Here is a 23,313-nt window from a genome sequence, read left to right as displayed (position 1 = left end):
TCTTCCCGAAAAAATTACTGGCCACCGGCAGTCGGTTCGTCCTGAACGGCAGGCAGTGCAATCCCGCCGTCCTCCACCCTGATCCGCGGCAGATCGACACCGACGGCATTGGCGGTCCTGGGGATCTCGTTGTCCACCGCTTGCAGCATCAGGTCTTCATCGGCATCGACATGATCCGTCTCATCGTCCGATCCCGGTTGTTGCAAGGCGGTGATCGTGCTACGAGCCGGCAAGGGGAACAGGGTATCGCCAGGCTGCGGCCCGGCATTGGCCTCGGCGATGTCCAGCCGGCCGGACACGAAGTCGATGGCGTAGTTGGGGTTCGTGGCATCATTCACGCTGCCCTGGCGAATCGCATAGTTGCCGGGGGCGTCACCCTGGTCGCGAATCAGTGCGCCGTCGAGATTCTCCCCCGCCACCAGGCCGCAACCGGAAGTCAACGCCCCGCAACCGGCCTGCCAGGTGAACGTGGGATCGACGCTGCCTTCAGCCTTGCGCTGATCGTCCGCGGTCACCACAACGGGACGACGCTCGATGGTCAGGCTGGCCTCGTCGTAACTGATATCGTAGCCCTGCTGACCGGAATAGAGTCCCGATAGAACGAGGCTTCCATCACGGGTGCGGTAATGGCCGGCATCGGCCGCACCGGTCCTGTAATTCAGGTGTCCGTCCAGAGCTGCACCGTTCACGTTTGTGGCATGATCGGTGGAACCCGTGGCGGTGTTGCCATCGTAGGTATGGCCCGAGAGGCCGCTGCCATCGGGAGACACGCTCACTGGCGTGAGGAAGCTGCGCAGCAGCGGAGTGGTGTTGCCTTCATAGAGGCGCCAGACCGCGTCGGTGCTGCCCTGATCGTCGATATCGTCTCCCCAGGCCGCGAACGTATCGAGTTGGGTCAGTTTCGCGTATGACTGACCGCTGCCGACGCTGTTGGTGTAATCACCATCGATGGCATTGCCATCGGTATCGGTGGTGGCATAGAAGCTGACATTGGTCGATCCATCGTTGCGCCCGGTCAACCCGCCGAGGTAATCCCCCGCCCCCTCTACGTCACCGGTGGTGTAGGTGTGGTGTATCGCGCCCTGATCGGTGTTGAAGCCGACCAGGCCTCCCACGCCAACACCCTCGGCCGTCACGCTGCCGGTGGCATAGGCATCGCGGATACTTCCCTCATTGCGCCCGACCAGCCCACCGACGATGTTGCCGCTCCCGACGACATTGGCCGTGGTAGAGACCGCGCCTGTGGCATAGGCATTGCTGATAGTGGCGTCGCTGTTACTTCCGGCGAGTCCGGCCACCTGGTTGCCCGACGCCATCACGGTGCCGGTGGCATGAACTCGGTCAAGATCGCCACGGTTGGCACCGACCAGTCCGCCGACATTATTGACTCCGGCCACACTGCCGGTGGCATAGGCATCGGTGATGGCGTCATGATTCATCCCGACCAGTCCGCCAACCTTGTCGCCGTCACTGGTATTCGTCGTCTTGACCGAACCCGAGGCATAGGCGCCACTGATTTGGCCATAGTTGGTGCCCACCAGCCCGCCGATCTCATTACCGGCTCCGGTGACATCGGTCGTGGCATAGGTATTGGCGATATTTCCACCGGCATTGAAACCGACCAGCCCGCCAACATCATGGTCGCCCGACACCTGACCGCCGTTCAGGCCGAGGTTCTGGATCTGGCTATCTTCGGTAGCGGCATAGCCGAACAGCCCGACATAGCTCTCGCTCGGGCGATCAACGAACAGGTCGTAGATGACATTTGCCCGACCATCGAAGGTGCCGATGAAGGAGGAGCCGGCATCACCGATAGGATCCCAGCCCTTGCCGCCATTGGCGTTTTCATCCGCCAGATCGGCGTAGGCGGATGTTCCGCTGTCGAGGTTATTGGCAAGGACGAAATGGTAGCCGCCGCCCAGCACATCGCCATTGAAGTTGACGTTCTGCAACTGCTGCCAGTCGGTGAGGATATAAGGGTCGCTCGAGGTGCCAATACCGTTCTGGAAGAGGGTATCGGTGACGCGATCCGCCGTCGGCGTGACGTCATCCAGCCGCGGCAGCGCGACCTGGTAGCCCTCCACATCGGCGTCCCCACCGAAATTCCAGATAGCTTCGTCCCAGCCCTCGAATGTCGCCGGGTTCATCAGTTCCAAGCGAGTTCTGGGCGTACCGACGCTGTTGGTGTAGCCACCATCGATGGCGTTGCCATCGGCGTCAGTGGTGGCGTAGTAACTGTCAGAGGTACTTGTGCCGCCCCCAACCAGACCGCCAACACCTTCGTTACCCGTCACCGTCCCCGTCGCATAGGCATTTGAGAGGTCGGCGGATAAAATGAATCCAACCAGACCGCCGACATCTTTGTTACCCGTCACCGCGCCCGTCGCGTAAACGTTTGTAATGTCGCCGTTGAAACTATATCCAACCAAACCGCCGACAGACTCGCTACCCATCACGACGCCCGTCGCATAAGCGTTTGCTATGCTGTCCCAGTTAACCCCGACCAAACCGCCGACGTACTCGCTCGCCTTCACTGTCCCGGTCACATAGGCATTTGTGATGCTGCCATCGTTTTGCCCAACCAGACCGCCGACATAATAGCTATCCGTACCCCTCACCATGCCGGTCACATAAGCATTTGTGATGCTGCCATTGTTGTCCCCAACCAAACCGCCAACAGAATTGTTGCCAGTGACTTGGACCCCGAGCAGCCCGACATTCCGGATCTTACTGCTGCTATCGGTGGCGGTGCCGAACAGGCCGATGTAGTCCTCGCCGCCACGATTAATGGTCAGTTCACTGATCACATGGTCCAGGCCATCAAAGGTGCCGGTGAATGGTGTCGCATCATCACCGATAGGCTCCCAGCCCTTGCCATCATTGGCGTTTTCACCCGCCAGATCGGCGTAGCCGGATGTGCCGCTGCCAAGATTATTGGCAAGATCAAAGTGATAGCCGCCGCCCAGCACATCGTCATTGAAATTGACGTTCTGCAACTGCTGCCAGTCGGTGAGGATATAAGGGTCGCTCGAGGTGCCAGTACCGTCCAGGAAGAGGGTATCAGTGACACGCTCCGCCGCCGGCGCGACGTCATCCAGCCACGGAAGTGCGACCTGGTAGCCTTCCACATCGGCGTCCCCACCGAAATTCCAGATAGCTTCGTCCCAGCCCTCGAATGTCGACGGGTTCATCAGTTCCAAGCGGGTCCTGGGCGTACCGACGCTGTTGGTGTAGCCACCATCGATGGCGTTGCCTTCAGCATCGGTGGTGGCGTAGTAACTGTCAGTGACGGTGCCGGAGTTATTTCCTACCAACCCTCCAACCCGCTTAACTGCTGATGGTGTTGATACATCGCCGGTGGCATAGCTCTGGCTGATCGTACCAACGTCGTTGTTGTACCCCACCAGTCCGCCAACGTCGTCTCCAGTCCCACTGACCCGGCCTGTGGCATAAGTATTATTGATGTCGCCATCGCGATTTTTGCCAGCCAGCCCGCCTACCTTTCCGGTCCCGCTGACGCTGCCCGTGGCATAGCTTTGACTGATTGAACCGTAGTCATTGACCCCCAGCAAACCGCCAACTTTAGCGTAGCCATTGACATCGCCCGTCGCATAGCTCTGGTGGATGGTAGAGAGGTAACCGATACCCACCAAACCACCGACGTAGTCACTTATGCCGGTGACCGTCCCTGTAGCATAGCTCTGGCTGATCGTACCGCTTCGGTCGTGCCCCACCAGGCCGCCGATGGCAATAGATTTACCGCTGACATCGCTCGTCGCATAGCTCTGGCTAATCGTACCGCTGTTGTCCCCCACCAGCCCGCCAACGTCGTGAGCCCCACTGACGCTGCCCGTAGCATAGCTCTGGCTGATCGTACCGCCGTAGTTGTTCCCCACCAGACTGCCGACAGCATTCTCACCTGTGATGTCCACGTTCTCCAGACCAATCTGGCGCAGCGTGGCATCCTCGATATAGCCAAACAGGCCAACATCACTCTGATTACCACGATCAATGGTGAGATCGCTGATCACATGACCGAGACCATCAAGGGTCCCGGTGAAGGAGTTGTCATAATCGCCAATCGGCCCCCAGCCCTTGTCACCATTGGCGATGGGACTGGCCAGGTCGGCGTAGCCGGATGTGCCGCTGTCGAGATCATTGATCAGGTCGAAATGGTAGCCACCAGTGAGAACATCGGCATTGCGCTTGATGTTGTGTAGTTGCTGCCAGTCGGTGAGGGTGAAGGGATCGCTCGACGTACCGGTGCCGTCCTCGAACAGGGTCGTGGTCTGAAGGTCCTGCTGGCGAGTGACGCCTTCGAGATAGGGCAGGCTGACCTGATAGCCGGGCACACCGGCATTGGTGGAGAAAGCCCAGCTTGCCGAGGAATCCCAGTCACTGAAGGTGTCCGGATTGGCCATTTGGGTGTAGCGAACCCCGACACCCTGGTTGGAATCATTGGACGTGTTGATGTCATTGCCATCGGCATCGGTGGTGGCGTAATAACTTTCGGTGACGTTGCCACCGATGTTATTGATGCCGACCAGGCCGCCGCTGCCGCTGCCCGTAACGGCACCAGTAGCATAGGCGTGGTCGATACTGCCGCCATTGGAGCCAACCAGGCCGCCAGCGCCGAGGCCTTCCACACGGGCCATGGAATAGGCATTGCGGATGGAAGCATCATTGATTCCCACTAACCCACCAACGGTGTTGGAACCCGATACATCACCGCTGACATAGGCATTCTCGATGTGGCTATCGGCCGTGTTGTAGCCCACCAGCCCTCCGACATAATAGCGACCTGTGATGTCGACATGCGCCAGCCCGACATTGCGCACCAGGGTCTGCGGGCCAAACGCAAAGCCAAATAGGCCAACAGAGGGGTCATCGTCACGAGCAATGTACAACCTCTGGATGGTATGGCCGAGACCATCGAAAGTACCGGTAAAATTGTCGGTCTTATCGCCCACGGGTACAAAACCGGCCCCCCCGTTCCATCCCGAGGTGGCGCTGGCATCGATATCCTGACCCAGGGCGTAGTGGCCCCCGAGGTCATCGCTCATGGCCTGAAGGTCGTCGACATTCTGAATCAGGGTGTAACTGGTGCCGTTGACCGACAGGCTGGCATTGTTGCCGGAGAGCGTCACCGGGGCGTTGAGGTGATAATCGCTGTCGTCGTAGTTGAGCGCCAGGCCGGCGCTGTCGCCGGTGGCAGTCAGGGCGGCGTTGACGTTGATATCGCCATGGGCGTCGAGGGTCAGGGTGGTATCGGCATCCCAGTCGACGGCGGCATTGACGTTGATATCGCCATCTTCGCTACCGGTGGAGACGGTCTCCAGGGTGACATCGTTGTTGGCGAGGTTGGACGACAGCGTCTCGGCGCCGATGCCGCTATCACTCTGCGAGTCCGTGCCGTCGCTGACAGTAAAGTCGGTGGGGTCGATCAACCATTCGCCTGTCTCGCCGCTGTTGGCACGAGTGGTGACCTGCACCTCGTTGGCGATCGAGACCTTGGCTGCCGAGGTGTCGACAAACCCGCCATCGCCGCCCTCGGGGGCGCTGGCATCCAGCCGGCCCGCCACCTCGACGCGGCCGCTGTCCATGTCGCCCATCAGCTTGATCTCGCCGTTCTCGCCGCTGGCCAGCGTCTTCGCTTCGGTGATCCCCGAGTGGTTGATGACACTAGCAGTCAGTTCATCGGCGGCCTTGGCGGTGAGCAGAACGCGCCCGCCGTCGGCGCGAATCGCACCGCCCTGCTCGATCACCGTATCGAGGCGCGCTTCTTCCACCTCGATCTGCACCGGGCCGCCCAGATCCAGGGTGACGGTACTGCCCGCCCCCATCAGGGTATTGCCCTGCGGGGTCTCGATGGTGCCGGTGTTGACGATCTCGGCGGCAATCATCGCCACCGTGCCGCCTTCGGCGGTGGTGATATTGCCCTGGTTCACCACGGCATTGGCGCTATCGCCTTCAAAGCGATAATTGCCGTTCATGAAGTCTTCGGTCGAGATATCCAGCGTGGAGGCGACCAGCGCGCCGACATCGACACGGGCGGAGGGGGAGAAGGTCACGCCACTGGGGTTGACCAGAAACACTCGGCCATTGGCTTCCAGTGCGCCGCGAATCTCTGACACTTGATCGCCAGTGACGCGATTCAGGGCGGCGGCATCGGACCCCGGCTGCTTGAAGCGCACGGTCTTGCCCTTGCCGATGGAAAAGCGTTCCCACTCGATGGCGGCCCGGTGACTGCTCTGCTCCACGGTGAGGTCGTCACCCTGACGTTCGATGTCCGCCTCCCCGCCGACCACCTCTTCGCCCGACGGCAGCTCCGCCGCCTGCAGCGAGGCCGCCAGTGGCAGCACAAGCAACGGCAAGCTGCTGACAATACGACGATGGCGGCCATTGCCGGTGGCACGGCGCGAAGCACACTCCGGCGCCACGCGCCAGGCGTTGGTGACCAGGCTCCAGACGAGTCGATACGCGTTATTCATGATGACACTCATGCAGTCCCTAGATGAGGCGGCAGGGGCTCGATAAACGTGGAAAAGCCATCGCATCAGGGCAAGATGGGAGGATGCCCGTACCGGTTGTGCCGGACGTTGTAGCAACAGAGGGCCGGGCCGCCAAGACCGGGAAGCGAGTTTGAGACACAGAGCAAAGGGAGAGGAGAAAAATGAGACGCATAGACAAGGCGGCAGCCAATGCCATATCGAAAGCCGCTCGAGACATGGTTCGCCGGCGCTCTTGCCATGTTCACGCAGCTCGCGATAAGCCTCTGCCCTGCTGTCGAAATCACCATGGCCCGTTCGACCAGCCAGTGTCAGCACACCGAGTATCGCATCGACTGGTAACGATCCAGGATGTGACGCATGCTTGCGTGACCGTTCCCGGCACAAGGGAGGCAAGACAATGATGCAACTGGCCAGCGACATCCTGCTCTGGGTCTCCGCGATAGGCTGCGGCCTTATCGCTGGGCTCTATTTCGCGTTTTCGACCTTCATCATGACGGCGCTCGACCGCCTCGACCGAGAGGCGGGCCGCGCCGCCATGAACGCGATCAACTCGACGATCCTCGGCTCGCTGTTCATGCCGCTGTTCTTCGGCACGACGCTAGCCAGCGCCGTGCTCGCACTTCTTGCCCCGTTCCGCTGGGACGAACCGGGCTCGATGTTCATGTTCGCCGGAGGGCTCGTCTATGTCATCGGCATGTTCGTCATCACGATGGTCTTCAACGTGCCGCTCAATAACGAACTGAACCGGGACCCGACATCAGAGGACGAAGCGGCCGCCATCTGGGCGCGTTACCTGAAGGATTGGACCTTCTGGAATCATCTGCGAACGGTCGCCTCGACGATCGCCTGCGGATGTTTCATCGCAGCTCTACTGGCCAGCAGGAGTTCCGCCTCCCTAGCCATGTGATCGGGGTGCCCAACATGGCCAGGTCACGTTGCGCCTCGAATCACTCCCCGCCGTTTGCCTTCACTGCCGATTCCGGCGAGCCAGGTGCCATGGGCGCGATATACTGGGAGCCACAGTGATTCGAGGAATTCAACGTGCTCGATCCGCAATACTGCCGCCAGGCACGCCTGGCCCGGGATGCTCGCTTCGATGGTCGCTTCTTCACCGCAGTGACGAGCACCGGTATCTACTGTCGACCCATCTGCCCGGCCACACCGCCGCAGGAACGCAATGTCCGTTATTTCGAGAGCGCAGTGGCAGCAGCCGAGGCCGGCTTTCGCCCTTGTCTCCGGTGTCGACCGGACAGCGCCCCGGGATCGCCCGCCTGGAAAGGTGTCGACACCACGCTGGAACGAGCGCTGCGGCTGATCGATGGCGGCGCCCTACAGCAAGGCTCGCTCAGTGAACTGTGCGCACGCCTGGGGATCGGCGATCGCTATCTGCGCCACCTGTTCCACGGTCGCTTTGGCGTGTCGCCCAAGAGCTACGCTCTCTATCAGCAGTGCTTGTTTGCCAAACAATTGCTGCACCAGACCCATCTGCCGGTGACCGACGTGGCCTATGCCAGCGGTTTTCGCAGCCTGCGTCGCTTCAACGACGCCTTCAAGACACGCGTCGGCCTCGCGCCGCGAGAACTGCGGCGTCGCGCCGGTGCCCCGTCGGCCGCACTGAGTCTCGAACTCGCTTACCGCCCACCCTATGCCTGGCAGACACTACGCGACTTCTATGCCAGCCGCGCCATCGACGGTCTGGAATGGATCGACGACGATGTGTATGGACGCACCATCACCTGGGGCACGACCCAAGGCCACTTCACCGCGATACATCGCCCCGAGCGGCACGTCTTCGACGTGGCGCTGACATTGAACGACCTGGGCTCATTGGCGCCGATCGTGCGTCGCATCCGGCGACTTCTCGACCTCGATGCCGACAGTACGCTCATCGAAGCGCACCTGGCCAAGGCCCTGCCGGATCAGCCACTGGTGGAAGGACTGCGCCTGCCAGGGATCTGGAGTCCATTCGAAGCCGGGGTGAGGGCGATTCTCGGCCAGCAGGTTTCGGTGACCGCCGCCCGGGGGTTGACCACCAGGCTGGTCGCCGAACTCGGCGAAACCGCCGGTGATATCGATGGCAAGCCTTGCCGACACTTTCCGGAGCCAGCCACCATCGCCGCCAGCCCTCTCGACTTTCTCGGCATGCCCGACACTCGCCGCCAGACGCTACGTCGCTTCGCTACCTGGCACGCCGGTTCGGAGGACAGCGACGACACTCATGCCTGGACGGCCCTCAAAGGCATCGGCCAATGGACCGCCGACTATGCCGCCATGCGTGGCCATTCGCACCCGGATATCTGGCTCGCCGGCGACCTGGGCATCCAGAAAGCCTTGCCTGCCCTGCACAACGCCGATCCACAGTGCGCCGCTCCCTGGCGCAGCTATCTCACCTTGCAACTATGGAGCCACTGAGATGTCTTCACTCGACGCACTCGACTATTACCTCCCCGCCGACGACGCCCCGCTTGGCCCGATCCGTCTGCGCGCCAACGAGCACGGCCTCACCGAGATCGCCTTCGTCACGGCCGACGACGAACCGCCCAGGCCCAACCCTCATACCCGGCGCGGTCAACAGCAGTTGGCGGAGTACTTTGCCGGCCAGCGGCAATCGTTCGACCTGCCCCTGGCTCCTCAGGGCACGCCCTTCCAGCAGCGCGTCTGGCAGACCTTGCTCGGCATTCCCTATGGGCGCACCGCCAGTTACGCAGAGATCGCCGCAAGCCTCGACGAGCCCAAGGCAGTCAGGGCAGTGGGAGCAGCCAACGGACGCAATCCACTGGCTATCGTGGTGCCTTGCCATCGGGTGATCGGCAGCAACGGTAGCCTGACCGGCTATGCCGGCGGCCTGGATCGCAAGCGCTGGTTACTGGCGTTCGAGGCAGAAGAGATGCCCTTCATTCTGTCGCCTGACGTTGCATCGCTTCCCGACGCTTGAGGCAGCGTAGCGAGCGGGACTGTCACCAGTCAGTGTGACCGGGCCTCGCCGTTCAGGCCGTGTCCATGGTTTCGAGTGTCTTCGCCGGTTGCTGCCAATGTTCGGTGCTGAAGCCGCTATCGATCTGTAAGCGCTCGGCGACCATATCGACGAAGCTGCGAACCTTCGGTGAGATGAGCTTACCGCTGGGAAAGACGGCGTTGAGTTCGATATCCGGTCCCGACCAGCCATCAAGCACACGACGCAACTGATTCTCTTCAGGGCCCCAGCACGCCACGATCTCGCTCGCCAGCATCAACCCATGGCCCTCGACGAGCAGGCGCCGCAGCACGAACGGGTCGTTGGCTACGGCGATGGGATCGACCGCAATATCTTCCTGGCGCGAGCCGTTCTGCAATTGCCAGAAGTAGCGCTGGTTACGACGGTCGGTGCTCTTCGCCAGGACCGGATGTCGCGCCAGGTCGTCGGGGGTACGCGGCTCGCCGTGACGGACGAGATAGCGTTCACTGGCATAGATATACGAGCGGTAGCGCGCCAGCGAGCGGGCGACCAGAGTGGAATCCGGCAGACTGCCGACCCGCAGTGCCACATCGATCTGATGAGCGACCAGATCGAGATGCTCGTTCGACAGTACCAGATCGATTCTGACCTCGGGATAGAGTTCGCGAAAATCGCGAATCAGCGTCGACGTGAATTCCGTGCACATCGTGAACGGTGCCGTAACCCGCAACCAGCCGCGGGGACTGCCTTCGAGCTGGTGTACGGCGCTTTCCGCCTCGCCCAGCTCATGCGTGATGCGATGGCAATATTCGTAGTAGACGCCACCGGCTTCGGTAAGACTCAACCGGCGTGTCGTGCGATGCAGCAACCGTGCGCCCAGGCGCTTTTCCAGGCCTTGTACCTTGCGGCTCACCGTCGTCTTGGGAATGCCCAGCAGCCTCGATGCAGCGGTAAAACTTCCCTGCTCCACGACCTTGGCAAAGATCAAGGCATCGTTGAGATCCTGCAGCATATCGGTGTCCTCGCCGTGCATGAGAGACAACCGCGGGCGAACGGACGCGCGGTGACTGTCCCGCTACTGGAACAGTATTTCCCTCCCACCCCGACTAATCAAGTCGGGTTAACCGACGTATCTTTCTCGTTTCACAGCGCCACATGTCGATTACGCCCCTCCCCCAACGATTATTTCCAGACGGGGGCACAGCGACTATTGCCCGCCACGAGCCGGCTGGCGCAGGTGCCGATAAGCGACTGGTTTAACGAGGCCTCATCCATGAACGTCCACAAGATGTTCCGATCCTTGCGCTCCTCGCCCACGGCGATGACCCTCTCCCTATGGCTGGGGATGGCCCTGCTCGCGGGTTGCGACAGCCAGGCGGAAAGCACCCAGCAGACCCCGCCGCCGCCCGAGGTCAGCGTAGCCGAGGTGCTGGTGCAGGATGTCCGCTACTGGGATGAATTCACCGGCCATGTCGAGGCGGTGGAAACGGTCGAGCTGCGCCCGCGTGTCAGCGGCTACATCGATCGCATCAACTACACCGAGGGCCAGTTGGTCGACAAGGGCGATGTGCTGTTCGTCATCGACCAGCGCCCCTATCAGGCAGAACTGTCCCGAGCCGAAGCCGATCTAAAGCGCGCCGAGGCGAATGCCGAACTCGCCCGCGCCCAGACCGCCAGGGCCGAGACCCTGGCCCAGAGCCGTGCCATTGCCCGTGAGGAGCTCGACCAGCGCCGCGCAGCGAGTGCCCAGGCAGCCGCCGACGTACTGGCGTCACGTGCCGGTGTCGAGACCGCCCGCCTGAATATGGCCTACACCGAGGTACGCGCCCCCATCGCCGGACGCACCGGCCGCGCCCTGGTCACCGCCGGCAATCTGGTGTCCGAAGCCTCGCCATTGACGACCATCGTGTCGATGGACCGGGTCCATGTGCACTTCCACGCCGACGAGCAGAGTTATCTGCGCTACGACGCGATGGCCCGTGCCGGCGAACGAATCAGCTCCCGCGAGGAGCGTACCCCGGTACGCGTCGGCCTGGCTTCCGATACCGACTATCCCTATGAAGGGGCGGTGGATTTCGTCGATAACCGCCTGGACACGGCGGCGGGCACCATCCTGATGCGTGCCGTACTCGACAACCGTGACGGGCACTTTGCGCCGGGCATGTTCGCCCGCGTGCAATTGCGTGGCAGCGCCGATGACGGGGCGCTGCTGATCGACGACAAGGCGGTGTTGACCGACCAGGATCGCAAGTTCGTCTACACCGTCGATGAGCAGGGGCTGGCTGTGCGCAAGGACATCCAGCTCGGGCGCAAGGTCGGAGGCTTGCGGGTAGTGGAGTCCGGGCTCGAGGACGGCGATCGCGTCGTGGTGCGTGGCGCGCAGCGTATCTTCTTCCCCGGCATGCAGGTTTCCGCACAGCGCGTCGCCATGCGCGATGGCCAGCCTTCGACCGACCTGTCGGCAGCTCACTGACCAACGCCCCTGAGGCGTGCCCCGGGTCGCGCCCCGCCCCGACGATGGAGTTATCTGCATGGACTTTGCGAAGTTTTTCATCGACCGGCCGATCTTCGCCGCGGTGCTGTCGCTCATCATTTTCATTGCCGGCCTGATCACGATCCCGCTGTTGCCGGTCACTGAATATCCGGATGTGGTGCCGCCGACGGTACAGGTCCGGGCGGTCTATCCCGGCGCCAATCCCAAGGTCATCGCCGAGACCGTGGCCACCCCGCTGGAAGAGTCGATCACCGGCGTCGAGGACCTGATGTACATGAAGTCGGTGGCCGGTTCCGACGGCGTGCTGGCGATGACGTTGACGTTTCGCCCCGGTACCGATCCGGACGAGGCTCAGGTCCAGGTGCAGAACCGGGTCAGCCAGGCGCTGGCGCGACTGCCCGAGGACGTGCGTCGTCAGGGCGTGACGACGGACAAGCAGTCACCCGATCTGACCATGGTGCCGCAGTTGATCTCGCCGGACGGTCGCTACGACAGTACCTACCTGCGCAACTACGCGGCGCTGCATGTGCGCGACGAGCTGGCGCGCCTGCCCGGTGTCGGCCAGGCGATGCTGTTCGGCGCCGGCGATTATGCGATGCGCGTGTGGATCAACCCGGATCGCGCCGCTTCACTGGGACTCACGGCCGGCGACATTCTCGCCGCCATCCGCGAACAGAACGTGCAGGTGTCGGCCGGCCAGCTCGGCGCACCGCCGACGCCTCAGGGGTCGGACTTCCTGATTTCGATCAACGCCCAGGGTCGCCTGACCACCGAGGAGGAATTCGGCGACATCATCGTCAATACCGGCCGTGATGGTCAGGTGACCTACCTTTCCGATGTCGCACGCATCGAGCTCGGCGCGGCGGAATACTCGCTGCGTTCGTTGCTCGATAACGACCAGGCGGTCGCTATCGGTATCTTCCAGGCCCCCGGGGCGAATGCCATCGCCCTGTCGGACAGCGTGCGCGACACGCTGGCCGAACTGGCCACGCGCTTCCCCGAGGGCGTGGAGTACGAAGTCGTCTACGACCCCACCGTCTTCGTACGCGATTCCATCAAGTCGGTCATCAAGACGCTGCTCGAAGCGGTGCTGCTGGTCGTGCTGGTGGTCACGCTGTTCCTGCAGACCTGGCGCGCCTCGCTGATTCCCCTATTGGCAGTGCCGGTATCGATCGTCGGCACCTTCGCCGTGCTCCACCTGCTGGGCTTCTCGATCAACACCCTGACGCTGTTCGGGCTGGTCCTGGCGATCGGGATCGTGGTCGACGACGCCATCGTGGTGGTCGAGAACGTCGAGCGTAACATCGCCGACGGGCTGGCCCCGCTAGCCGCGGCTCATCAGGCGATGCGCGAGGTCAGCGGGCCGATCATCGCGATATCGCTGGTGCTGTGTGCGGTCTTCATTCCCATGGCCTTTCTGGAAGGCGTCACCGGCCAGTTCTACCGTCAGTTCGCGGTGACCATCGCCATTTCCACGGTGATTTCGGCCGTCAACTCGCTGACGCTCTCACCGGCCCTCGCGGCGCTGCTGCTCAAGCCGCACGATGCGCCCAAGGACATCGCTTCCCGCCTGATCGATCGGCTGTTCGGCTGGCTGTTCCGACCCTTCAATCGTTTCTTCAATGCCAGTTCGGCACGTTATCAGAGTACGGTCTCGCGCAGCCTGCGCCGACGCGGCGCCGTGTTCGCCGTCTATGTCGTATTGCTGGTAGCAACGGGCGTGATGTTCCAGGCGGTGCCCGGCGGTTTCATCCCCACCCAGGACAAGATGTACCTGATCGGCGGCACCAAGCTACCCGAGGGCGCATCGCTTGACCGTACCGAGGAGGTCGTCCGCCACATGACCGACCTGGCATTGGAAACCGAAGGCGTGACTTCCGCCGTGGCCTTCCCGGGACTCAATCCGCTGCAGTTCACCAATACCCCCAATACCGGCACGATCTTCTTCGGACTCGACCCGTTTGCCGAGCGCACCCGCAGCGCCGAGGCGATCAACGCCGAGCTCAATGGCAAGTTCGCCGCCCTGCAGGAAGCGTTCAGCTTCGCCTTCACCCCACCGGCTATCCTCGGGCTGGGTACCGGCTCGGGCTTCTCGCTGTTCGTGCAGGACCGCGCCGGGCTCGGCTACGGTGAGTTGCAGGCAGCAGCCAACAATCTGGCGGGGGCGTTGTCGCAGACCCCGGGCATGGGCTATCCGATCAGCTCCTACCAGGCCAACGTGCCACAACTCGATGCCGATGTGGATCGCGCCAAGGCCAAGGCTCAGGGCGTGGAACTGACCGACCTGTTCGAGACGCTGCAGGTCTACCTGGGCTCGGCCTACGTCAACGACTTCAATCGCTTCGGGCGTACCTGGCAGGTGATCGCCCAGGCCGATGCCGAGTACCGCATGGATGCCGAAAGCATCGCTAATCTGCGCACCCGCAACGATGCCGGAGAAATGGTGCCGATCGGCAGCATGGTCCGACTCAGCAACACCTACGGGCCCGACCCGGTGATCCGCTACAACGGCTACCCCGCGGCCGACCTGATGGGTGAAGCCGACCCCCGTGTGCTCTCCTCCAACCAGGCACTGGCCGCGGTCGAGCGGATCGCCCCGTCGGTATTGCCGAGCGGCATGAGCTTCGAATGGACCGACCTGAGCTATCAGCAGGTCAACCAGGGCAAAGCCGCCCTGGTGGTGTTCCCACTGGCGATACTGCTGGTGTTCCTGGTATTGGCGGCACTCTACGAGAGCTGGACGTTGCCGCTGGCGGTCATCCTGATCGTGCCGATGTGCATGCTCTCGGCGTTGATCGGCGTGTGGTTCGGCGGCGGTGACAACAACATCTTCGTGCAGGTCGGGCTGGTGGTGTTGATGGGCCTGGCATGCAAGAACGCCATCCTGATCGTCGAGTTCGCCCGCGAGCTGGAAATCCAGGGGCGCAGCATCGTCGAAGCAGCGCTCGAAGCGTGCCGACTGCGTCTACGGCCGATCATCATGACCTCGATCACCTTCACCGCCGCCGTGGTACCCCTGATGCTGGCCAGCGGCGCCGGCGCCGAAGTGCGTGAAGCACTGGGCACCGCGGTGTTCGCCGGGATGATCGGCGTGACCCTGTTCGGGCTCTTCCTCACCCCGGTCTTCTACGTGGCGCTACGCAAGCTGGTCGAGCGCGGCCACCGCGAGCCGCAGGCAAGCGACCAGCCGGCAGGCAGCGAGTACAAGGCGTGAGCGGCTGCCGAAAGCGATGGCATCGACTTATCCCGATGCCGATATCGAGCATGACATGAAATGTACATGAACGTGCGTCGTTTGACTGGATACAACATAGCAATTATGTCCAAGCATCAAGCGGTCGATCCGGCCTATGCTGTGCAAAGTCAACAGGCAGGAGAAACGCGGCATGACGGAACAGTCGAGCCGGTTTCGGTTCACCAAGAGCCACCATGTACCGGCACTGACAGTGCTTCAGGCAGCGATGCACGATTTCAGCTATGATCGCCACGCCCATGAAGAGTATGCCTTCGGTGTCACGTTGGCGGGACGCCAGGACTTCTTCAGCGGCGGTGAGTTTCATCGCAGCCCACCCGGCAACGTGATTCTGTTCAACCCCGAAGAGGTTCACGACGGCCAACCAGGCGGCGGAGAGACGCTGGACTATGTCATGGTCTACGCGCACCCGCGACAACTGGAAGCGCTGTTCGCCGACGCCATCGGCCATGAGGCGGCGGCCGATTTCCGCATCAACGAGACGCTGATTCAGGACCCGGCCCTGCGCCGGGAAATCCTGGAACTGGTGCGCCTGGTCACGACCCAGGTCGGCAGTTGCATTGACCAGGAAAACGCTCTCTACCGGCTCATTGCGCGATCCGTTCAACTCGCCGGCGTCTTACAACCGAACCATGTCGCCAGCCGACCCGATAGCCTGCTCGGCCTCGCCAAGGAGTACATCCACTCCCACCTCAGCGAGGATGTCTCGCTGGACGACATCAGCCAGGCGGCCCATCTTTCGAAATACCATTTCCTGAGGCTGTTTCGCCAGCAGTTCGGCATGACCCCACACCAGTATGTGATCAATTGCCGGGTCAATGCCGCACGGACGGCACTGGACGCCGGAACATCGCTCAATGAGGTTGCCTTCCAGTATGGCTTTGCCGATCTCAGCCATTTCAACCGGCGTTTCAAGCGCATCTATGGCATGACACCCCGCCAGTATCAGAGCCATATCGCCACCTGAGCCGAGGTCACTCCATGTTGGGAATCGTCGCCTATGCCCTGGGCGTCATGTACACGCCTGGGCCGGTAAATTTTCTGGGCCTGACCGCCGGACTCAACGGGCAAGCCAGAGCGTCACTAGGGTTCTGCCTTGGTGTCGGCACGGCCATGCTGATGTTATTCCTGGGGTTCGGCTGGGCCGGGGCCGCCTGGGTGCAAGGCAACATGCTGGCGGTGGTCGGCTCACTGGGCTGCGGCTACATCTTCTATCTCGCCGTTCGAATCGCTCGCACCAGCATTGATCTGGGCAGTATTGATCATGCCCCGCGCGTCCTGCGCTTTCGCGATGGCCTGATCATGCAACTGTTCAATCCCAAGGGCGTGGTCGCCACGCTACCGATCGCCACGATCCAGTTTCCCGCCGAAGGCATCCACGGTATCCCCCTGGTGATCTGGTCACTCGGGCTGGCCGCATTAGCCGTCGGCGCGCCGGGAAGCTATGCGGTACTGGGCAACCTGATCGGGAGCCGAATCGGGAACCCCCGATGGTTCAGATACTTCAACCTGACCATGGCAGCACTGCTCGCCGGAGTGGCGATATCGATCGGCTATGAGCACGTCTGGTTGCCGTTCATGTCTTGAGCAATTTTGAAGCGCAGTGGAAAATTTGTCCGACAATAGTGCTTTGTTAGGCCGTCTCGCCCACAGAGTGAATGCTGCCTATCTCACTGCTAGCGATCGTACATGCCCTTTCCTGCGAGGATTTTGGGGATACACTTCTCGATCCGTGCGGTACGCGTCTTAGATTGCTTCGCTCTTGTGAAGTGGAGGATGTAGCCTCGCCGTCGCCCGGGAGTCAGAGCATGGAAGGCCTTCGCGAGCTTGCTGTCCTTGTTCAAAATCCGGGTAAGCTCTTCCGGAAGTTCCAACTCGTGCTTCGCCTTAAAGTCGACCTTTAACCCGGCCTTCTCCACAGCGATGGCCTGCTGAACATAAGACTTCACGACGGTCTTCTTGATGTGATCCTCGCTAGTGAACTCCAACCGCATCGCGGACTGCGTGTTCTCCCCTTGGCTGCGGAGCAGGCTGTATGTGTCTTGGATCAGAGTCCCCTTGAAGAACATTAACGAGCAATGCTCTTTAAATGGTTGAATGATGGCCACGTTACTTCCCTCGAACATGAAACACGGCTTCCCCCACTTCAGTTCCTCGTCGAGCCCGCAATCGAGCAGGATCGACCTCAGTGTCTGAATCTCGCCTTGCCAGCTCTTCGCCCGACTCACAAACGCATCAACCTTGGAACTCTGAGTACTCATAGTTATTTCTCCGAGCGGTACGTGTCTCCCCTCATAAAACGCCAGCTTTCTTGCAATTTCTTCCATTTCCTCGAACGGCTGTTCAGAACTCCCGGCCACTTCCTTGTGCCCGCAGCAATCAAGTCTTCCAGCGTTCAGCCAAATTCACGTACTCAAGTTTCTGGCAGCTCTCGATGCGACGTCCGCAGGAAACTTCTTGGACTCACCCTTTGAGTAAAGATCTAGAGTTCGATTGTCTGCAAAGGTTTTGATCATGACCCGAATTGTCAGTCGTCATGTGACACCCTTCAACAAGACTTGGGAATGTCTGCATAACGCCTGCCATAAACGGCCGAGTGAAGCGAGGTCCGGCGACCGCAGGGAGGGTATTTAATGGCTTGGTTATATTTCTTCATCATCAATCTCAGACATCCGCAGTAATTGACTGCTACGCCGTACAGTCAGAATATCAACCTGCTCTCTGACGCTGTAAATAATCCGATATGTTCCAAATATAACTTCCCTAATGCGACGTCCCCCCACCTCAGGAACGATGCGTCCACTTTCAGGGAAATCAGCCAGCCGCTCCACGGTGTCAAAGATACCTTCAACCCACTCAACCGCAGCGCTGGGTTTATCTTCCGCTATATACTGGGCGATATCCTCAACGCGCTCCAGGGCAAGTGGAGACCAAACAACCCTCATTCCGCCAGCCTGCCCAGAATTCGTGATTTTGCGTCCTCATGAGGAATGCCTTCCCCATTAGCTATCTGCTCTTCGGCTTTGCAGACCTCTTCCAGCAACTCTAGGCGCTCTTGCATTCTCTCGTATTCCTGGACATCCACCAGTACGGCAACTCCACGTCCCCTCTGGGTTAACACCATAGGCCGGCGGGTTTCATGGATCTGCTTTACAAATGTGGCAACACCCGCCCGAAACTCAGACAGGGGCCGGATATCTTCATCGACGCGAACTCTTGACATGGAAACTACCTATGTACATCTAGCTGTACTTTAAAGTGTACGCTATCCCCATGAGATGGGCAAGGAAGGCGCTACGAAACATAACGTTCAGCGGCGGCGCGCAGTTTTCTGCGCGTCCGCTGCATGCTGTTGTTGGACGGCCCGTCAGGAAGGTGTCGAGGTTGACAGCGGCGTGGCAAACCACCAGCGATGACCCTCCAGGTCGCGCGCTTCATACTCACGCTGGCCATAGAGTTGATCAGTCGGCTCGTACTGTATCCTTGCGCCGGCGGCTCGCGCGTTTGCAAAGTGAGTGTCGACGTCAGAAACGTATACCACCAACCCGGCGCCAGCCATGTCCACTGTCTCCGGCGAACCGAGTTGGTGCTCGGTAGTCACTCGGTGAAGCCATACCGGTGTGCCCCCGACACGGACTTCGGCATGTACCGCCTTGCCATCGGCGTCCCGCTCAACGCCTCCGGCTTTGAAACCGAACGCCTGAACGAGAAAGTCGTGAGCTACCGCGATATCGCGATAAACCAGCACTGGGATGAGCCGTTCTAATGATGACATGTGCATTCTCCGTTTCGGGCCGTCCAACGTTCAAGCTCAGCCGCCGGCAGCCCGCGCCAGCGGAAAAGCCAGTCCGGTTGAAGCTGTTGTTAGAAGGCATCTAGCTTTTTCCAGTTAGACGTCAAATACTTTTCGATTACACCGCCGGGCACGTAACCGGGAAAGCTCTGCACAAACTTCCGCCGTGCCACGTCGAAGCTGTCATTAGGCAATAATCCTACAAGCTTGGCGAGAAAGATCATGGCGTGAACGACCCAGAACCCGTCCCCGCCGGTACGACAGGCAGATTCACTCCCTACCAGCACTCGTTCATGTATGCAGTCCATGCTTCACCTTCTAACGACGCAAACAGCGGCCGAGCACAGCGAGGTCCGGGCCGCATGGGCGAACTGCTTTGCCTTGTTATAGCTCGCCACCATTGACCTCTGACCAGTGAAAGGGCTGTAACTCTCTAACTGGTGTAAATATAAGCTTATTTTCAACATTTGTAATTGCTGCAAGAACGCTTCCACCCCAGTGGACAAGGCGTTCTTGGCAGATACCACAGGGGGTAAGTACCTTGAATGGAGAGAGCTCATCATCACGGTAAATACACAGAGAGTGGGTGACGGCTTCATTAAACTTATGTGCCTCAAGATATGCTCCCACGTCCATGCAAAGTGCCAGCGCGTCATTCTTTGTATCCGGAGCAACGCTGGTAAGTAAGCGACCAGTTGAAGTCATCACCGCTGCTGCACCACCCCAGCCTTGGGGGTGCCGATCCCGGATAAGGTCAACAGCGGCATTGTATAGGTCCATCTCGACGCACATGCTGAGTCCTTTAAAAGCTATAACGCCAGTCATCACTGGTGCCAGAACCGGAGCGAAGCACAGGTTATGGCATTCGGTGGATGGCATTGTTATGTAGTTCCTAAGCCTGAACAAAATCCAGAATTTCCTTCACCAACTCATCAGGCTTCTCTTCAATAACCAAGTGGCCTGCACCATCAACGATGCGGAGTTCTGAATTCGGAAGCATTCTGTGAAGATGTTCCCCGCGTTCAAGTGGGATCCAGCTATCTTCTCGTCCCCACAGAATCAAGGTTGGTGTAGTAATGGTAGGATAAAGTGCCTGAACTTCGTCAGTGTACTTAGAATCCGCCTGAGCCATTTGGCGGTAGAAAGCTGCCTTACCTTGCGCTCCGGTCCACGGCAAAACGATCCCTTCGAGGGTTACGTCATCAAGCGGTTTGAAAGCTGCCGTTTGCACATAGGATCGCACGACCGCGTCATGAATGTAGTCGGGTAATCCTGAAAAGGCGGCTTCGTGGGCGTTCACGTGTCGGAAAAAAGGCGAGCCCCAGGGAGAGACTGCGACGGGATCAATCAAAATGATCTTCTTAAAGGGCCGGTCATTGAGAAGGTGGGTTCTGAGAGCCGTAGCGCCACCAAAGTCATGGCCAATAATAATCGGACTATCCAGTTCCCAGTAGTTGAGAAGCCGGTCCAGCACTCTATTCTGCACACCCAATGAAACGTCACCTTCCGTTTTGCACGACTGGCCGTAGCCCAACAAGTCGAAAAAATAGACCGTGTAGTACCGTGACAATTGCTGGATCAAGTGGCGCAGATTGAAAGATGACCAAGGCGTTCCGTGAACAAGGACCAGGGGCGGCCCCTCTCCCAAACGACCATATCGAATCTCCTGTCCTTCGAAATCAAAAGACTGTGAAAGTTCACAACCATTCATAAGTCGAACTCCTTTTCTACATAACGCCAGAGCGCACCTGCGCACTTTAGTGCGTCCGTGTGACGCGAATTGTTAGCCAACACAACGGACATAGCGAAGCTCCTCGACCATGGCGCCGCCAAGCTCAAACGACTTGCGGGACTGTGGGTCTACTACAAATCCTGCACGCTCGTAGAACCGCACCGCTCTTTCGTTGTCAGCGAGAACCCACAGACTGACCGACTTGTATCCTTCCGCCATAATGCGTTGGTGCGCCTGTAGCCACAGAAGACAGCCGGCTCCCATGGACCAACATGCAACGTTGACATAGATGGCAAAAATCTCTGCTCGGTCGGTCGGCTCCCCCTTGTCACGCGATGCCCCGAAGGCGACAAAACCAACAACCTCACCGGCTACACAAGCCACCAACAATTGCGCTGGCAGCCGTTCGACCATGCGACGCCACATAGCCTCACGCTCTGACACCGATAAGGCAGCAAGGTAATGCTCCGGCAGAATGCCTCGGTAAGCGTGCTGCCACACATGAACGTGCAACTCAGCGATGGCTCGGCAATCTTCGGGCGTGGCTATCCGTATTTCCATGATGGCTAACGCCGTGCTTAGCGGTCGCAGTGGAGCGAAAGCGAAACAAAGATCCGAGCGCAGCGACTACAGCACATTGTTATGCCACTCCCAAGCTCAAAACATAGCTCACTAAATGTGCGAAAGCGTGAGCGATTATCGCCGCTTCCAAGCCATATCGCCAATACAGGTAACCGAACAGCACCCCGAATGCGGTATTAGTTCCGACAATGAACAGCACCACGTAGCCCGTTAACTCGCCTGCCTGCATTGTTGCCGCTGGTAAATGGCCCACGCCGAAAAGCAGCGCGCTCACGATGATGGCCAGCCAGACATAGAGGGGCCGAGGCGTACCGCTCCGATGTTGCAGGAACCGCCATGCCAGCCATACCAAGACTGTCATTAGCCCCCATCGTAAAAGCAATTCCTCTGTGACCCCGCCATAGAGCACACGCGCAATTATCGGCACTGTAAATTGCTGCTCCACCTCAGCGAGGGCCGCTGGGAAGCCGAAACCGCCAATTGCGAATAGCCCAACTCCCCCCACGACCCCGGCGACCAGACTGGGTCGGAGCTGCGGCCGAAGGGCTGACCTGATCGATCCTGCAGTCACTGCGGCCTCAAAAGCAGCAGCTCGAAAGTCAACTTTCGGCGCCAGCACCACGCCCAACCACACAGCAACAGCGACTAAAAGCGCACTCTGCGCAGTGCTTGCAAGTAACACCAACCATAGGGGCACAGCGAGCGTCACGTCAGCCACAAGTTGTGGTAGCACAGTGACAGTGAGCGCGACCACGCCGAGCATGCCCGCAACCCACATGCATAAGCCAAGTCGAAGTCGCTGGGGTTTAATGGGCCCTGCTGTTGTCATCAGTGCATCCTTCGGCATAACGCCCGGCACAGCGGCGAGCAGAGCGAGTCCGCTGCTGCCGCTTGTTAAACATTACAGCTTGCCCTCTAGCTCATGTTCGCCCTGCCAGCCACTAGCAGTCCTAGAACTGACGAAGCAAACCAACAAATCTGCCACACTGCGTGAATTAACCCAGTGTATTAATGAGGTCGCAGCTGCTCGGCTTGGCACTGAACACCATAGGCCATCTTCGCCACGGGCCGGACTTCTGGATTCAACCTTGCAAACCAGCAAGTCCGCAGCGGCGCGCGAGCTTACCTCACACACCAAAACGTCTGCGACTGCTCTTGAGCTAACTTCGTGTACTAGTGCCATGAAACTTCCTTATGTTTAACGCCGTTGTTCAGCGGCAGCCTTGGCAGAGCGAAGCGGCGACAAGGCTATCCGGTGGAGGGCCGTCAGGCCCGGAACGAACTGCAACTATTGGTTAGGGCAAGTCTAGCTCAGCAAGAAAAGCTTGACCAAGCGCTTAAAGCTCTTTAATTTATTTCAGGCCTTGCTGAGGAGAAGAGCCATGCGCACTATAGAAATTGATGATGATCTGTACGCCTATATCGCCAGCCAAACCATGGAAATTGGGGAATCTGCAAACAGCATACTCCGACGTATCTTTGGGCTGTCCGATGAGGGACAAGCTCCTTCAACAACCCAGCCGCATGAACTTGCCCAAGCTCTTGAGCACCCCGGTTTGAGGTTTAAAACCGCCGTAGATCAGTTTCTCTTTATTTTAGGTGAAGCATACAAGCTGAAGCCGAATACCTTTGATCACATACTAACAATCCAAGGGCGGGAACGAATTTATTTTGCACGCAGTCGAGAGGAGATTGAGCAGTCAGGAAACAGTACGCAGCCGAAACAAATTCCAGGCACTGACTATTGGGTGATGACAAACTCGCCAAATCGGCAGAAGAAAAGCATGCTTCGGGAGGCATTGTTGGCAATTGGGGTGAGTAAGCAAGCCGCAGAAGCGGCCGCACGAACCCTGCCGCTATAGCCCTAACGACAGGCATCATGCGCCGCCCACGGCGGTCGCATGGATGCCATGGTTAGTGAGCGATCAGCATAGGAGAATTGCACATGCACCCCATGCGTCTCCCGACCTTTCAACCGCAACATCCGACACATGTGGAATTACCTTGACACC

General features: G+C 59.7%; 21 protein-coding genes. 9 read left to right on the top strand and 12 right to left on the bottom strand.

The genetic code is table 11. From position 1 onward, the window contains the following. Nucleotides 1-14 precede the first annotated feature (14 nt). Nucleotides 15-6,491 (bottom strand): GLUG motif-containing protein, encoded by a 6,477-nt coding sequence (locus tag FVV99_RS17270; protein WP_161599039.1) that lies wholly within the window; start codon nt 6,489-6,491, stop codon nt 15-17. A 210-nt stretch (nt 6,492-6,701) separates the two neighbouring features. Between FVV99_RS17270 and FVV99_RS18585 the strand changes: the two genes are divergently transcribed. The 4 genes from FVV99_RS18585 to FVV99_RS17255 all read left to right on the top strand — a co-directional run bounded on the left by FVV99_RS18585 (nt 6,702) and on the right by FVV99_RS17255 (nt 9,447). Next, nucleotides 6,702-6,851, top strand: a complete 150-nt coding sequence (locus tag FVV99_RS18585; RefSeq protein WP_161599038.1) for a hypothetical protein — start codon at nt 6,702-6,704, stop codon at nt 6,849-6,851. 58 nt (nt 6,852-6,909) lie between these two features. After that, nucleotides 6,910-7,419, top strand: coding sequence for an anthrone oxygenase family protein (locus FVV99_RS17265; RefSeq protein WP_201745143.1), 510 nt, complete (start codon nt 6,910-6,912; stop codon nt 7,417-7,419). A gap of 134 nt (nt 7,420-7,553) precedes the next feature. Then, nucleotides 7,554-8,924 carry an AlkA N-terminal domain-containing protein gene (locus FVV99_RS17260; protein WP_148255375.1) on the top strand — a complete coding sequence of 457 codons (1,371 nt, stop codon included), beginning with the start codon at nt 7,554-7,556 and terminating at the stop codon, nt 8,922-8,924. A 1-nt stretch (nt 8,925) separates the two neighbouring features. Further along, nucleotides 8,926-9,447, top strand: coding sequence for a methylated-DNA--[protein]-cysteine S-methyltransferase (locus tag FVV99_RS17255; RefSeq protein WP_148255374.1), 522 nt, complete (start codon nt 8,926-8,928; stop codon nt 9,445-9,447). A 52-nt stretch (nt 9,448-9,499) separates the two neighbouring features. Here FVV99_RS17255 and FVV99_RS17250 read toward each other — a convergent pair whose 3' ends face one another. Next, nucleotides 9,500-10,459: a LysR family transcriptional regulator gene (locus FVV99_RS17250; protein WP_148255373.1), complete on the bottom strand. Its 960-nt coding sequence runs from the start codon at nt 10,457-10,459 to the stop codon at nt 9,500-9,502. 261 nt (nt 10,460-10,720) lie between these two features. On the opposite strand from FVV99_RS17250, the gene FVV99_RS17245 reads away from it, so the two are divergent. The 4 genes from FVV99_RS17245 to FVV99_RS17230 all read left to right on the top strand — a co-directional run bounded on the left by FVV99_RS17245 (nt 10,721) and on the right by FVV99_RS17230 (nt 16,781). Further along, nucleotides 10,721-11,920 carry an efflux RND transporter periplasmic adaptor subunit gene (locus tag FVV99_RS17245; protein WP_148255401.1) on the top strand — a complete coding sequence of 400 codons (1,200 nt, stop codon included), beginning with the start codon at nt 10,721-10,723 and terminating at the stop codon, nt 11,918-11,920. A gap of 58 nt (nt 11,921-11,978) precedes the next feature. Beyond that, nucleotides 11,979-15,155 carry an efflux RND transporter permease subunit gene (locus FVV99_RS17240; RefSeq protein ID WP_148255372.1) on the top strand — a complete coding sequence of 1,059 codons (3,177 nt, stop codon included), beginning with the start codon at nt 11,979-11,981 and terminating at the stop codon, nt 15,153-15,155. A gap of 172 nt (nt 15,156-15,327) precedes the next feature. Further along, on the top strand, nt 15,328-16,161 hold the full coding sequence (locus tag FVV99_RS17235; protein WP_148255371.1) for a helix-turn-helix transcriptional regulator: 834 nt from the start codon (nt 15,328-15,330) through the stop codon (nt 16,159-16,161). Between the two features lie 14 nt (nt 16,162-16,175). Then, nucleotides 16,176-16,781, top strand: coding sequence for a LysE family translocator (locus FVV99_RS17230; protein ID WP_148255370.1), 606 nt, complete (start codon nt 16,176-16,178; stop codon nt 16,779-16,781). A gap of 89 nt (nt 16,782-16,870) precedes the next feature. Here FVV99_RS17230 and FVV99_RS17225 read toward each other — a convergent pair whose 3' ends face one another. From FVV99_RS17225 to FVV99_RS19110, 10 genes are all read right to left on the bottom strand, one after another. Next, the gene (locus FVV99_RS17225; protein ID WP_148255369.1) at nt 16,871-17,455 is read right to left on the bottom strand and encodes a YdeI/OmpD-associated family protein; all 585 of its coding nucleotides are present in this window, start codon (nt 17,453-17,455) and stop codon (nt 16,871-16,873) included. A 381-nt stretch (nt 17,456-17,836) separates the two neighbouring features. After that, a complete protein-coding gene (locus FVV99_RS17215; RefSeq protein ID WP_148255368.1) occupies nt 17,837-18,139 on the bottom strand; it encodes a type II toxin-antitoxin system RelE/ParE family toxin in 303 nt (100 codons plus the stop codon). Next, nucleotides 18,136-18,417: a type II toxin-antitoxin system Phd/YefM family antitoxin gene (locus tag FVV99_RS17210; protein WP_148255367.1), complete on the bottom strand. Its 282-nt coding sequence runs from the start codon at nt 18,415-18,417 to the stop codon at nt 18,136-18,138. Before FVV99_RS17210 ends, FVV99_RS17215 begins: the two co-directional genes overlap by 4 nt. A gap of 144 nt (nt 18,418-18,561) precedes the next feature. Then, on the bottom strand, nt 18,562-18,969 hold the full coding sequence (locus tag FVV99_RS17205) for a VOC family protein (RefSeq protein WP_148255366.1): 408 nt from the start codon (nt 18,967-18,969) through the stop codon (nt 18,562-18,564). A gap of 89 nt (nt 18,970-19,058) precedes the next feature. Beyond that, the gene (locus FVV99_RS18580; protein ID WP_161599037.1) at nt 19,059-19,295 is read right to left on the bottom strand and encodes a hypothetical protein; all 237 of its coding nucleotides are present in this window, start codon (nt 19,293-19,295) and stop codon (nt 19,059-19,061) included. A gap of 76 nt (nt 19,296-19,371) precedes the next feature. Next, entirely contained in the window at nt 19,372-19,866 is a 495-nt protein-coding gene (locus FVV99_RS17200; RefSeq protein ID WP_201745141.1) for a cytidine deaminase, read from the bottom strand. A gap of 13 nt (nt 19,867-19,879) precedes the next feature. Beyond that, a complete protein-coding gene (locus FVV99_RS17195; RefSeq protein WP_148255365.1) occupies nt 19,880-20,698 on the bottom strand; it encodes an alpha/beta fold hydrolase in 819 nt (272 codons plus the stop codon). Between the two features lie 72 nt (nt 20,699-20,770). Then, complete coding sequence (locus tag FVV99_RS17190) at nt 20,771-21,145, bottom strand: GNAT family N-acetyltransferase (RefSeq protein ID WP_330861082.1); 375 nt, start codon at nt 21,143-21,145, stop codon at nt 20,771-20,773. A gap of 214 nt (nt 21,146-21,359) precedes the next feature. Further along, a complete protein-coding gene (locus FVV99_RS17185; RefSeq protein WP_236645452.1) occupies nt 21,360-22,064 on the bottom strand; it encodes a CPBP family intramembrane glutamic endopeptidase in 705 nt (234 codons plus the stop codon). 138 nt (nt 22,065-22,202) lie between these two features. After that, complete coding sequence (locus FVV99_RS19110; protein WP_407921360.1) at nt 22,203-22,484, bottom strand: DUF6150 family protein; 282 nt, start codon at nt 22,482-22,484, stop codon at nt 22,203-22,205. A gap of 199 nt (nt 22,485-22,683) precedes the next feature. On the opposite strand from FVV99_RS19110, the gene FVV99_RS17180 reads away from it, so the two are divergent. Continuing rightward, on the top strand, nt 22,684-23,163 hold the full coding sequence (locus FVV99_RS17180; protein ID WP_148255362.1) for a replication initiation regulator SeqA: 480 nt from the start codon (nt 22,684-22,686) through the stop codon (nt 23,161-23,163). The last annotated feature ends 150 nt before the right edge of the window (nt 23,164-23,313 follow it).

It is taken from the genome of Aidingimonas lacisalsi (genome assembly GCF_008079445.1).
Lineage (GTDB): Bacteria > Pseudomonadota > Gammaproteobacteria > Pseudomonadales > Halomonadaceae > Aidingimonas > Aidingimonas lacisalsi.
The sequence above is the reverse complement of the archived record's forward strand: the minus strand, read 5'-3'. Positions and strand labels throughout refer to the sequence as shown.